At 61.6% G+C, this 12,862-nt stretch carries 13 protein-coding genes; 4 read left to right on the top strand and 9 right to left on the bottom strand.

What is annotated here, in order from left to right; translation table 11 throughout:
• Positions 1–45 precede the first annotated feature (45 nt).
• The 5 genes from nth to Hrd1104_RS07465 all read right to left on the bottom strand — a co-directional run bounded on the left by nth (position 46) and on the right by Hrd1104_RS07465 (position 5,724).
• On the bottom strand, positions 46–915 hold the full coding sequence (nth, locus tag Hrd1104_RS07485; RefSeq protein WP_154552166.1) for an endonuclease III: 870 nt from the start codon (positions 913–915) through the stop codon (positions 46–48).
• Between the two features lie 106 nt (positions 916–1,021).
• Positions 1,022–1,435, bottom strand: coding sequence for a DUF371 domain-containing protein (locus Hrd1104_RS07480; protein ID WP_154552165.1), 414 nt, complete (start codon positions 1,433–1,435; stop codon positions 1,022–1,024).
• Between the two features lie 38 nt (positions 1,436–1,473).
• Positions 1,474–2,616: a DUF373 family protein gene (locus Hrd1104_RS07475; RefSeq protein WP_154552164.1), complete on the bottom strand. Its 1,143-nt coding sequence runs from the start codon at positions 2,614–2,616 to the stop codon at positions 1,474–1,476.
• Between the two features lie 87 nt (positions 2,617–2,703).
• The gene (locus tag Hrd1104_RS07470) at positions 2,704–3,594 is read right to left on the bottom strand and encodes a coiled-coil protein (RefSeq protein WP_154552163.1); all 891 of its coding nucleotides are present in this window, start codon (positions 3,592–3,594) and stop codon (positions 2,704–2,706) included.
• A 246-nt stretch (positions 3,595–3,840) separates the two neighbouring features.
• Entirely contained in the window at positions 3,841–5,724 is a 1,884-nt protein-coding gene (locus tag Hrd1104_RS07465; protein ID WP_154552162.1) for a hydrolase, read from the bottom strand.
• Between the two features lie 314 nt (positions 5,725–6,038).
• Between Hrd1104_RS07465 and Hrd1104_RS07460 the strand changes: the two genes are divergently transcribed.
• On the top strand, positions 6,039–6,758 hold the full coding sequence (locus Hrd1104_RS07460; RefSeq protein ID WP_154552161.1) for a diphthine--ammonia ligase: 720 nt from the start codon (positions 6,039–6,041) through the stop codon (positions 6,756–6,758).
• 48 nt (positions 6,759–6,806) lie between these two features.
• Here Hrd1104_RS07460 and Hrd1104_RS07455 read toward each other — a convergent pair whose 3' ends face one another.
• On the bottom strand, positions 6,807–7,775 hold the full coding sequence (locus tag Hrd1104_RS07455) for a sugar phosphate nucleotidyltransferase (RefSeq protein WP_154552160.1): 969 nt from the start codon (positions 7,773–7,775) through the stop codon (positions 6,807–6,809).
• Positions 7,776–7,963: 188 nt separating this feature from the next.
• On the opposite strand from Hrd1104_RS07455, the gene Hrd1104_RS07450 reads away from it, so the two are divergent.
• From Hrd1104_RS07450 to Hrd1104_RS07440, 3 genes are all read left to right on the top strand, one after another.
• Positions 7,964–8,602, top strand: a complete 639-nt coding sequence (locus Hrd1104_RS07450; protein WP_154552159.1) for a helix-turn-helix domain-containing protein — start codon at positions 7,964–7,966, stop codon at positions 8,600–8,602.
• A 122-nt stretch (positions 8,603–8,724) separates the two neighbouring features.
• Entirely contained in the window at positions 8,725–9,639 is a 915-nt protein-coding gene (gene cysK / locus Hrd1104_RS07445) for a cysteine synthase A (RefSeq protein ID WP_154552158.1), read from the top strand.
• A 194-nt stretch (positions 9,640–9,833) separates the two neighbouring features.
• Complete coding sequence (locus tag Hrd1104_RS07440; RefSeq protein ID WP_154552157.1) at positions 9,834–11,405, top strand: DUF1508 domain-containing protein; 1,572 nt, start codon at positions 9,834–9,836, stop codon at positions 11,403–11,405.
• Positions 11,406–11,470: 65 nt separating this feature from the next.
• Here Hrd1104_RS07440 and Hrd1104_RS07435 read toward each other — a convergent pair whose 3' ends face one another.
• The 3 genes from Hrd1104_RS07435 to Hrd1104_RS07425 all read right to left on the bottom strand — a co-directional run bounded on the left by Hrd1104_RS07435 (position 11,471) and on the right by Hrd1104_RS07425 (position 12,860).
• A complete protein-coding gene (locus Hrd1104_RS07435) occupies positions 11,471–11,923 on the bottom strand; it encodes a CopD family protein (RefSeq protein ID WP_154552156.1) in 453 nt (150 codons plus the stop codon).
• A 26-nt stretch (positions 11,924–11,949) separates the two neighbouring features.
• A complete protein-coding gene (locus tag Hrd1104_RS07430) occupies positions 11,950–12,588 on the bottom strand; it encodes a chemotaxis protein CheC (protein ID WP_154552155.1) in 639 nt (212 codons plus the stop codon).
• A gap of 74 nt (positions 12,589–12,662) precedes the next feature.
• Positions 12,663–12,860 (bottom strand): DUF5800 family protein, encoded by a 198-nt coding sequence (locus tag Hrd1104_RS07425; RefSeq protein ID WP_154552154.1) that lies wholly within the window; start codon positions 12,858–12,860, stop codon positions 12,663–12,665.
• Positions 12,861–12,862 lie beyond the last annotated feature (2 nt).

Here is a 12,862-nt window from a genome sequence, read left to right as displayed (position 1 = left end):
ACGATCAATACTAATAAAAAATTAGGGTCGTTGGCTGGCCGGCAGTTACTGGTTGGCCTCGGCTGGGTCGACGACCTCGCTCGCAGCTGGATCGACTCCGACCCTATCACACAGGTCGTACAGCGGGCAGGCTTCGGGCCCGTCGAGACAGGCAGGCTTGCGCGCCGAGCAGTACTCGCGACCGAACTGGATGCTCGCCGTATGGCCGAACCCACAGTGCTGGTCGGGCACGTCACGTTCGAGGATTTCACGGACCCGTTCGTGGTCGGCCCCAGCTGGGGCGATCCCCAGGCGGCGATAGATCCGGTGGACGTGTGTATCGACGGGAAAGACCCCATCCCGGCCGCCCGCAAACAGCAACACGCAATCAGCGGTTTTCGGCCCGACGCCGGTCATATCGAGTAGCGTCTCTCTGACTGATTCGGCCGGCTCGCCTCTGAGGAACGCGTCGAACGCGGCCTCCCCACCATATTCCGACCGGATCCGCTGGGCGATATCGATGATCCGAGCCGATTTCTGATTGTGGAGTCCGGCCCCGGAGATCGTCTCTGCGAGAGACGCCTGGTCGGCGTCGGCGAGTGCCGCTACCAGATCGGTCCCGTCGTCTCGGGACTCACTCCGTTGGGCGTTCGATGCTTCTGTGAGGCGTGGCGCCTCGCTGTCACCGTATCGTTCCAGCAGGGCGTCGTGGGCGGGCTGGCTCGCCGCGTCACTGGTGTTCTGACTCAGGATCGTCCGAACGAGACACTCGAAGGCATCCCGCCCGCCGTAGGTCTTCTCCCAGTAGCGGTCCCCGAGCCGATCGACGACCGCTGCCCCACGGGTATCCGTACGTTCGCCGCTACACGATACTTCCGCGCCGCCGCCAGCGGCGCCCCCGCTGATGTTTCGATCCGGTTCCGGGTCCTTACTCATATGCCGGTTTTCGCGTCGCACTTCCAAAAACGGCCGGAACGCTTCTCACTGCTATCGCCTTCAGTGCACGTCGTCCAACGGGCTCTACTCCAGTCGAGTAATCAATTCATTCGACACTGAGTGTTAGCGTTACTGACGCGCCTTCCGCCAGTGCGTCGATCAGGTCACGATCGACGTCGGTAGCAGCGCCGTCGGCCCCGACCATGACTGTCCGGTCGTCGACGTAGTCGCTGGTGCGGATCACCATGCTTCGCTCGTTCTCGAAGTGGAGGTCCGGGTGTCCGCTCCCCTCGATGACGTGCCGGTACTCGTCCGTTTCGATCGTTGCCGTGATCGTCGCTTCAGGGTCCCGGCAGGCCGCGACGAATTCCGGGTCGAAATCGGTAGGGACACGATCGGCCTCGATACCGAGAATACAGTCTCCTGCAGGCGTCAAGTAGTCGTCGCTGGTGAACTCTAGGGTACTCTGATGGGTCGCCGTGACGTGTTCGTGCCCGTGTGCGTGAACGATTTCGTCCATGCACGTCCGTTCGGGTCCGGTCACTTGAGAACCGCGTTTCAGGGCTGGCCCTCGTTGGCGAGTTCCTCTTCAACGCCTGCACCGCTGACGTAGGCTGCAAACCGGACGCCGACGAGGCTGACGAAGATCCCGGCTAGCAGGAACATCGCGAGGCGAGCGCTCGGTGAGAGGGTGAATCCCTCGACGACTATCGGCCCGAGGTCGAACGACGAGATCGTCACTGAGGCAAAGACGGCTGCTCGCTCGAGGAAGTACCCGGTCACACCCCTGACGACGAGGCCGACAGCGACGACGCCAAAGGGGAGGTTCAGGTACGCACTCCGGACGCCTTCGTGGCGGATCAGTTCATCGAGCAACCGACCAGTACTGGCTGCCAGCGCTGCGGCTGTCAGCCACGGGACACTGTCGAATCCGAACCGCATCGCCAAGATCACTTCGGCGTCCGAAGCGGTGGCCGACACGCCAAGCACACCGACGAATATCCCGATCAGCCCCAGCCCCGCCGCGACGACGTAGGTCACTAACGATACCTGTCCCGAATACAGGGCGTTGTGTACCTGACGCGGGACGTTGGCGACGTACTCGTCGATGCCAAGCCCCTTATACAGCAACAGCAGGCCGACCGCCGCCGCGATCGCTCCGACAGTCATCGTGACGCTGTTGAGAACGACCAGCAAGATTGGCAACGCCAACAGTGCAGCACCGACCGGCACGAGAACCGTCTCGCGGAGCTCTTCGTCGGCCAGAAACTGCTTGAGCAGGTAATACGTCGATTCGATGTCCCGTGCCTGTCGGACGACAACCCGATCGACGGCATCGACGGTCACTCGGCTTTCGATGATCGGGACCAGTCGCTGATCTTCGGCACTGTCGGTCACGACGATCGCCGAGTCTGGATCGTACGTCTCCAGCAGTTCGTCCGTCTGTCGAGCGACCGTCCGATCCAGGCCCACGGCGTCGGGGCCGGCGGAGACGACCGCGACGGTCGCCTCCTCGCCGTCGTCTTCTAGTCGTTGGACAACCCGGAGCCCTTCGAGCAGACAGTTCACTCGACTGTCTTCCGGGTCCTCGACACCGAACTCAGTGACTAACGATTCGACAGCTTCGTACCCGACGACGGGCGGTTCGGTGGCTGTCGCGAGGTCCCCACCGCGGTCCAGACACACCACCAGGGTGCTCACAATCGAGTGGTGGCTGCGATTCCATAAAAATCCTCGTCACTCGCTCCCTCACAGACGCCGGCCGCAGAACTATCGTCTCTGACGCGATTACAGCAGGCCGGTCTTCTGGAGTTTCATCAGGTCTTCGGTCTCCAGGGTTTCGCCGTCCTTGAACTGCTGGTAGATCTCCTCGGCTTCTTCGCGGGCAGCTTCTTTCTCTTCTTCGCGGCGCGACCGTTCCTCTTCTTCCTCTTTCTCGTCGAGTTCGCGCAGGCGCTTTTGGACACGAACGAAGTCCTCGTGGTGCTGGTCGGCAGCTTCCTGGGCCTCGACGAACTTCTCGTGCATCTCGTCGGCCTCGTCGCGGACCTCGTCGGCCTCGCGATAGGCCTCGATCATCTGATTGTGGTGTTCCTGGGCCTCATCAGCCAGTTCGGTCACCTTCTGGTGGTGCTGGCTGGCCTCAGAGCGGATCTCCTGGGCCTCGGCTTTGATCTCATCGACGTCACCAGTCTGGTCGAGTTTTTCCTTCCGGTCGGCGAGCTGCTCCCGCTTTTCCTCGATCTTCTCGATCAGCTCGCGCTCGTCTTCGGTACTGAGTACTTCCGTCTGCTGTTTGAATTCGAGATCCTCGATTTCCTCTTCGAGTTGGTCGACGCTTTTGCCCTCGTCGAGCTCGAGGTCCTCTTTTTTCTGCTCGACTTCGTCGAACAGCTCGTTTGCCTTGGCGTTGAGCTCGTTGCGGCTTTCCTTGTGCTCTTGGACCTGCTCGTTGAGCTCGTCGCGCTTCTCGCGATGTTCCTGGGCCTCGTCGACTTTCTCGCGGGTCTTTGCGTTGAGGTCGTCACGCTCGGAGGCCCGCTCGGAGGCCATCTGGTTGAGATCGTTCCGCCGATCCCGTAGCTGTCCAGCGAGCTTGATGAGCTCGCCTTTCGACTTGTTCTGGAGTTCCTCGTCTGTTACTGATACGTTCTTGGATTGGTCTATCGAATCTGTCATAGTTAACTCTCTGTGCCGTTCCCGCTTCGGCGTTCGACAGTCTCGCGACTCCAGGCGTGCTGACTCCTGATAAGTAGGTTCCCTGTCATTCTGGGCGTCGCACGGTACTGCCGAACGCTTGAAGCGTTCAGGTAACTGCTACTACAAGAGGCCAGGGTTTAAAGATTCCGGTCACTTTGGGGCATGCCGGGGCATATCATAGACTTGGCCCTCGTACTCACGGATGTGAAACAGTACCATAGTTTTTTATAAGTGGTACGTGTTCGACACGGATCGCTCAGGGGTAGCCAGAGAGGTTTCGATACGGGCTGCGTCCGCCGGAACCGTGATCGATTCGACGACCGTCATCTCGTTTCCTTCGACGGCAAATTCTTCCTCACCGCTAACGTCGCCTGTCTCCCAGGCTACCCGGCCCGAGACATCTTCGGGGAGGTCGTTACGAACGACTAGCTCTGTCTCGGTGCCTGCCGTCGGCGCGTCCACGATCGCTTGCACCGGCTCGAATGCCGTTTCGAGGGTATCGTATCCAGCTTTTGGTTCTCCCTCGTCAGTGATGACGCCCATCCCGGCACCAGCGAGATCCCGCAATCCGCTAGCGATCAACAAGTCTGCATCGTGGAGGCGGAGCGATTCGGTGACGGTCTTGAGCACGTCCCGTTGGTATGTGTGGGAAGCGTCTCGATCACCGTCCACCCGCTGATCGTGGCGCTCGTGGTCGAATCCAGGGACGTCTTTGGCAGACTCCGCACTACCGAGCGAGCCGGCCCCGTAATCGGCAACGACGTCACCGATCGCCGGATACCGATCCAGCAACCGGTCGATGTCCGCCGCTGTGCCGTATTCCCAACCGGGGAACAGAGCCGTCGCGTCTGCGTCGATCCCCGGCTGGCCGATCACGGGGATCGTCACCAGCCAGTCAGGGACTGCGCTGGCGACGGCATCTGCCGCCTCGCGGTCGTATTCGGCACGCCACAGCCGCCAGCGAAGCCGCAGTCGATCGACGATCCCCGACCCGAGGCCATCCTCGGCCAGCGAGACGGGATCGTCGTGGACGCCGAGGGCGGCCAGACTCGGATGGTGGTCGTTTGCAGCAACGAGTCCTCTCGCCAGATCTCGGCCTCGTTCGACGTCGAACGGCCCTGGCCCGGTCAAGGGCAGGTCCTGCCAGACCAGCACGCCGGCGTCGTCGGCTGCTTCGTAGACTGCTGGGCTGGGGACGTGTGCCTGGGCGCGAACGACTGTGGCATTGAGGTCGACCGCTCGCTGTACGTCTGCGGGATCGGCAGCCAGCAGGTTGATTCCGCGGGCACTCACCGGCACGCCGTTGACTTTCAGGCCGGCCTCCTCGTCGTACTCCACCGAACAGAGTCCCGTCGTGACTGTGCGCTCGTCGTCGAGTTTCGCCCGGAGAACGTACCGAGACTGGTCGCCCAATTCGTGGGGCCACCACAGGGCCGGATCGCGAATCTCGATCGTGTGTTCGACGGTCGTTCGCTCGCCGGGTGCAGCCGTGACTCCAGTCCGTTGCATCATCCCGCGCCCCCGGCGACTGCCTTCCGGCTTGACCGAGAACGTCACGCTGTCTTCGAGTGCCGTTTCGGCCAGGACCGTCGTCCGGACTTCGAAGCGAGCGCCCTCTTCGTCGACTCGCGGGCGCGCCGAGAGGTCCAGAATTCGGCTGTCGCCGTAGGTCTCGATGTCTGCGTTCCACCAGATGCCAGGGACGGACTCGGCATCCGGAACACGGTCGCTCTCGTAGCTCCCGCCAAACCGGTCGTCCGGTCGCCGACACTCGACGATCAGTTCGTTTTCAGCCTGGAGGTCCGCATCGAGCCGGAGCCGACAGGGTTCGAAGTAGGCGTCGTGTTCGCCCAGAAACGCGTCGTTGAGCCATACTCGGGCGTGTGCGTAGACGCCTTCGAGCACCAACAGTGCGTGCTCTCCCTCGTCTCCACGGGGATCTGGAAACGTCGTCTGGTAGGCTACTGCGTCGGCGCCGGCGAATTCGCTAGGCTTCCCCGGAACATCGACGGCGGGCCAGTCGTCCGCCTCGGGCTTCTCGCCGCCCGGCTCGACCGTCCCAGCACGCCACTCTCGCAACATACTATTGACCGCGAACGCCGCGGGCATAGCCTTTACGTCCCCGGCGTCTACGAGAACTACCCATCTCTCGGCGATCCACTGCAGGCCCGCACGTTCACTTCAGTGCGGGGTTAGCTCGCCTTATTGGTGGCTGCCAATCGAGCAGTTGGGACGATCGAATCACGCGTACCGACCTGTGAGGCAAGCGGGTGCGCACAGTCTCTCGACGCTGCCCACCGGCGGCCGGTGTACGAATCGCTTGGCGGCACTCGGCACGTTTCGGCGTGTGGCACGGTGACGATCACGGTCTACCGCTCGTCCCGACCGGCAAGTCTAAATCCGGTCGCGCGCGACGCTGGTGTATGACTGACGGCGCGTGGCTTAGCCTCTTTTCCGGCGGCAAAGACTCTTCGTGGGCACTCTATCAGGCCCTACAGCAGGATCTACCCGTCGAGCGACTCGTAACGGTCCACCCGCAGGGCGACTCTTACATGTATCACGTTCCAGCGACGGAGCTGGCTACGCTGGCTGCGGACAGCGTCGGCATTCCGCTCGTCGATGTCCACCCGGACGCTTTCGAAGCCGAGGATGCCACCGACGCCACAGCGCAAGGCGATGCCGAACTCGAACCACTGGAAGCGGCCGTCCGTGAACTCGACGCCGAACTCTCGGGTGGCGTGGGCGGAGTCGTCGCCGGGGCGGTCGAAAGCGAGTTCCAGACCTCCCGTATCGAAGGCCTGTGTGAGCGACTCGATGCCGATCTCTTTGCTCCTCTCTGGAAGCGCGAGCCCGAGACGCTCGCCAGGGATATGCTCGACGCTGGCTTCGAAATCCGCATCATTCAGGTCGCCGCCGCCGGCCTGGACGACTCGTGGCTCGGTCGACAACTCGATGCGGCTGCACTCGATGAGTTGCTCGCACGCAACGACGAGTACGGCGTCCACGTCCTGGGCGAAGGCGGCGAGTTCGAAACGCTGGTGACCGATGGGCCACACATGGATCGGCCGATCGAACTCGACGCCGAGACTGTCTGGGACGGGACCCGGGGACACCTTCGGATCGACGACGCCTGGTTAGCCTAGCCAGTCGCCATCGACTCCTAAACCGCATCGATCCCACGCGGGAGACTCTCAGGCGCCGTTGGTGATCTGGGTGTGAGCACCGATGAGCGCGCCAGCCAGATCGAGGTGCTCGACGTGGGTCCCCCGATCGATGATCGTGTCGTGGATCTCACAGTCTTTGACAGTGGCATCAGAGAAGATGATCGACTCCGAGACCGTCGAATCTTCGACGGTCGCGCCGGGAAGGACGTGGACGTTGTCACCGATCGTCGAGTCGACGACTGTCGCGCTGTCGGCGATGACGCTGTCACCTTCCAGCGTCCAGCGGATCGCTTCGAGATAGCTTTCGGGCGTGCCGATGTCGAACCAGGCCCCATCGAACGCAAACGAGTAGACCTCACCACGGTCGACCAGCCACTCGATGAACCAGCCGGGCTCGTCCGGATTGTTGCCTCCTTCGAGGTACTCCTCGAACCTGACGTCTTCTGCGGGGAAGGCATAACACGCGATCGAGACGAGCGTACTGTCGGGGTCGTCCGGCTTTTCCTGGAAGTCGACGACGCGGTCGTCTTCGACGTTGATCAGTCCGTAGGATTTGGCTCGCTCCCGGGAGCCAACGTCGTAGGCTGCAAGCGTTGGCTGTTCGCGCTGCTCGAACGTATCGAGGAAGTCACTCAGATCGAAGCTGATCAGGTTGTCTCCGGCGACAACCAGGAGATCTTCGCCCTCTAGGCCTTCCCGCTCGACCAACTGGGCGAGCGCGCCGATCACACCGAATTTTTCGTCCTCTTCGACTGTTTGTTCGACCGACAACGTCGGTTTCTGGAGGTCTGTGTCCGCGATGTGGTCGAGGAAATCGTCCGCAAAGCGCTCGTTGGTACTGACGAACACGTCGTCGATCCGGTCGTCGGACTCCAGTTCGTCGAGAATCCGGTCGATGACGGTCGTCTCCCCGATCGGGAGCAACATTTTTGGTCGATTTCGGGTCACCGGCCACAATCGCGTCGCATACCCACCGGCGAGTACGACGGCTTTCATACCCTGGGCATCGCAGTCCCCGTGCCAAGTTCTTTTCCATTTGGCTACCTGTCTCGACCGCCCGACACCGAGGGGCCGAAACAGAACAATCGGTCGATATTGCCCCTTTAGGGGTCCATGATACCGTTTTCAGTCGATGGGAATGGCCCGTTCGGTTATGCCCTGTCCGGCCAGAGTTGTACGTACTGATGCCGGGAATGCGCGCCGAAGTCGAAGTTCTCTCACCGGAGACCTGTCCGGTCGCCGAGTTTTCCGAGCGAGCGGAGGGACCACTTACATCGGTCTCACGGGCGGGCCAGGACGGGGACGCGATTACCGAAGAATTCACTGCGAGCGGTGAGACGGCACTGGCTGACGATCGGCTCTCGCAACTGTTCGAGTATCGGTCGGCCAGTGTCTATCGGTTCCGCCACGAACCGCTCGATTGTGTCTGTGAATTCGTCGAAGAGAGCAGCCATCCGATTTCCGAGATCCGCGCCCAGGATGGCTCGCTCGTGCTCTCGTTGCATCTTACGGCGATCCAAGACCTGCGAGACCTCGTTACAGACCTTCGTGAGCGGTACGGCTCAGTACGAATCCGCTACCTCCTGCAAGTCGAGAGCGACGAGGAGGGGAGTGCTGATGTCGTTCCGATCAACCGCAACCGGCTGACCGACCGCCAGCAAGAGGTCCTCGAAACGGCCTATCGGATGGGCTATTTCTCGTACCCACGCGAGGCAAACGCGACGGACGTTGCCGACGAACTGGGCATCGACTCTTCGACGTTCACCGAACACCTCGCAGCTGCCCAGTCGAAGTTGATGGACGAATTAGTCGCCGAACTGTGATTGTCGGCGGTGAGTAGATCGGTCACGGCAGGTCTCTCGATACGCACATTCCCGACTAGTATTCCCGTCTGCTGGGAGTTTCGGACGGCCTTAAATATTGATCTGCAAAACTAACGACTACGATGGACGTCGTAGACGATATCACTGCACTGATCGGCGAGACGCCGTTACTGAGACTCGACGACGGGACGGGAACGACGGTCCTCGCGAAGGTCGAATCGTTCAATCCGTATTCGATCAAAGATCGGATCGGTCGAGCGATGATCGAAGCCGCCGAGGAAGCCGGTGAGGTTACCGACGATACCGTTATCATCGAGCCCACCAGCGGCAATACCGGGATCGGGCTTGCCAGCGTCTGTGCGGCCAAGGGGTACGATCTCGTCCTCGCCATGCCTGCATCGATGAGCGAGGAGCGTCGGCAACTGCTGGCTGGTCTCGGAGCGGATCTCGAACTGACCGACGCCGACGGTGGCATGAACGGTGCTATCGAACGGGCCGAGGAACTCGCTGCGGAATACGACGACACCTTCATTCCCCAGCAGTTCCAGAACCCGGCCAATCCGGGCGCTCACCGCGAGACGACGGGACCGGAACTGTGGGCGGATACCGATGGCGAACTCGACGCCTTCGTGGCCGGAATCGGCACTGGTGGGACGATTACGGGCGTTGCCGAGTACCTCACCGAAGATGTCGAGGCCGACGTAGACATCGTCGGGGTCGAGCCCGCTGATTCGGCCGTCCTCTCCGGTGGCGAGCCGGGGAGTCACGGGATCCAGGGCATCGGGGCCGGATTCGTCCCCGAAATTCTCCGGACCGACCTTCTCGATGAAGTCGTGACTGTCGAACGCGAGGATTCGCTCGCCGAGGCACGCCGCCTCGCCAGTGCGGAAGGGCTTGCCGTCGGTATCTCCGCCGGGGCCGCTGCCTACGCAGCGAAACACGTCGCCGAGGACTATCCCGACGACGCAGTCGTCGCGACGGTCCTCCCGGACACCGGCGAGCGGTATCTCTCGACTGACCTCTTCGAAGCCACCTGACGCCGTCCGTGGACCCTCAAATCGCTCAGTGCCCCACCTGCGTTGTGATCTGACTCGGCGCACCTCGTCCGTGCACTGGGCGTGTCTATCGAGAAGTTCTCCTTCGGCTGTGATCGTCGCCCCGAATCGGTATTGGTAATGGTTCTGCACCAATCTATAAGTATTGTCTGTCTGTATAAGTGAACGAACATACTATGGCAACTGATTTATCGAGCAACGAGCTGCTCGTCACGTGGTATCGCGAGCGGATCGGTGACCCAGCCACCGAAGACGAAGTGATGGGCTATTGGATATTCGTTCTCGGGGCATTGCTCGGCGTTCTCGGCATCCTGCTGTTGATCCCGAGCGAACCAGCCAGCTCGATCCGGGGTTGGGCAATCGTCATCGCCGCACTGGGGCTGTCACTGTTGCTCGCCGGATCGATCGTCCGGCTGCCGCTGCGAGAGTACAGCTCCCTGCTGGTGCTTGCCGGTGTTTTGGTGACTGTTGGGGGAATTATCTGGTTTCTCGTCGCGTATCCGGACAACTGGCGACCACGGTCCAGTCCGATCATTGTCGTCTATGCACTGGGCTTGCTCTTGATGACGTTCGGTGGCGTCTTCGCGCCGTTGCTCACCACTCGCGCGGAGGAAGATGTCTCGAAACTCCAGGATCAACTCGACGACACGATTGCCGACGAGTCCGATCTGGCATCAGTCATCGACGACTTGCGTGGTCACATTGCGGATGCCGAAGCTGACGAGGAAGACCTCGCTCGCGAACTGGAGACACTCCGGGCCGAGCTTTCGGCCACCTTAGCCGACGAGGCGGACCTGGCTGCACAACTCCGAACGCTTCGTGAGAGTCAGGCCCGGTTCGAACTCTACGAGGACGCCGGCGGTGAGTGGCGCTGGCGGCTTCGCCACCGTAACGGCAACATTACCGCAACCTCGGGCGAGGGGTACACACAAAAGCATAACGCCCAGAATGGTCTCGCCAGTATCCGTCGGGACGCACTCGGAGCGACTGTCACGCTCATCGAAGAGGAAGCACAACTCCCGGCCGAAGACGACCCCTTCGAGCCGCCCGAAGACCGCGAAAGTCAGGCCACTTTCGAGGCATACGAGGACAACGCCTCCGAATATCGCTGGCGGCTTCGACACGACAACGGACACATCCTCGCCGACGGCGGTGAGGGGTATGACTCACGGGCAAACCTTGCCCGGGCAATCGACAGCGTTAGGGAGTACGTCGGGCCGGCCCAGTATCTCCGGTTCGATCCGACTGCCTTCGAGATCTACCAGGACAACGCCGGCGAATATCGCTGGCGACTGGTTCATCGCAACGGCAACATCCTCGCCGACGGTGGCGAGGGCTACTCGCGATACCACGACGCCCGCCGTGCGGTCGATCGCATCCAGGAAGATCTCGACAGCCTCGACTTCGAGATTTACGAGGACAACGCCGCCGAGTATCGCTGGCGACTCTCATCGACAAACGACCGGATCGTCGCCGACAGCGGCGAGGGCTACACCGAGCGCAGTGAGGCCGCGGATGCCGTCGAGCGCGTCGAGAACTACGCGCCGGATGCGGACGTCCTCGACGTGACGCCCGCCGCGTTCGAAGTCTACGAGGATGCGGGCGGTGAGTGGCGCTGGCGGCTTCGCCACCGTAACGGGAACATCATCGCCGACAGTGGCGAAGGATATGCCGACCGCTCGGGAGCCTGGAACGCTATCGACGGGGTCAAACGCAACGCACCGGCGGCCCCGACAGAAGACATCTGAGAGCGAGGGCCGCTCTTCGTGTGGCCCCGTCTGCTGTGATCGGTCGTCTCTTGTCTCCGTCTCGGTCACCACGGCGCGCCCAGTGCGCCGGCATCGAGCAAGAGGAGGATAGCGACGAGCGAGGCGGCGAGGAAGAACGGGCGTGCCTGTGTGGCCGGCGTCCGGACTTTCCGTTGTTGGGTTCCGTTGGTCAACTTTGCTGCACCGACCTCAGAGAGGCCAGCGAGTACCAGCCAGAGCACGACCATTGTCACGACCAGGTGCCCGCGAGGCGAGGACAGCAGACTGTCGACAGTGTAGCCCGTTGTGGCCTGGTGGGCACCAGTCAGCAACGTCACGAGCACGCTCGCTCGCGTAATCAGTTTGAACCGATCGGTGATCGCCGAGAGTGGTTGGCTATCGATTCGACCGTCCAGTGCGGTTGGCACGACGGCGAACGTGACGAACAGCACGCTCCCCGTCCACAGTCCAGCGAACGTGACGTGTAATCCGGCGACCAGCGCGTCTGTCAGTGCCATAGGCACGAATCGGGGGTGGCGACCTTTCAAAACACTGGATCGGCTTCCGTATCGTCGTCGTCGATCTCACCGACCGAGAGGTGATCGAGTAGATTGACGAATGCGCCGGGGTCGGGAATCAAGAAGAGGCGGATCTTGAACTCCTCGGCCTGGTCAGTGACGTCGACGATACTGTCGAGGACGATCGAGACCGAATCGACGCGAACGTGAGAGAGCATCTCATCGGCGAGTTCGTCACCACAGGCCTGCTTCAGTGTCGGCGTACTCATGTCGATGGTCGTCCCGAGGGTGTTTGCGATCCCGTCGACGAACCCGGAGGTGAGGATGTTACAGACTTCTTGGAGAGCACTCTGTTGTAACTGGTTGAACTCGCCGTCGACGGTTGTCCCAGTCAGCAACGTGGCCATTTCGGCAGCCGTCTCCTCGTAGAAGGTCATCAGGAAGATGCCGTAAGGTGGCTCTTTGAGCCGAATACTGGCGCTGTAGACCGTTTCAGTGCCGATTTGGGCGCCGATGTCCGGTGGCTCGACGAACGAGAGGCTCTTGATCTCGACGGTGGCGTCGACACCTGCCAGCGAACCGAGGGATGTCGCCGCATTTTCCGCCCCCGCTTTGATCAGTTGGTTGATCACTCGCAGCTTCCTGATATCGATGAGCAACGGCATCTCTTCGTCGTAAATCACTCGCAACTGCTACTTAGTGGTTTGGTCCGTGATGGGCGCAGATTCTCTCATCTCCGTTAGTCGATAATCTCGGCGATACGCTGTGGCTCACCCGAAAGTGCCGGTTCCGGATCGACGAGTTGCAACACTTCGTGGTCGGTCACGTCAGGATAGGCCTTGCCGACGGCGTCTTCGATCAGGGCTTTCTCTAGACGAAAGTCGGTCCCCTCGTAGACGACGTCGACGCCGTGATCGTCGAAAGACAGGGCGGTCATGG

Source organism: Halorhabdus sp. CBA1104 (genome assembly GCF_009690625.1).
Classification (GTDB): Archaea; Halobacteriota; Halobacteria; order Halobacteriales; family Haloarculaceae; genus Halorhabdus.
This window is presented reverse-complemented; position numbering and strand designations above follow the sequence as displayed.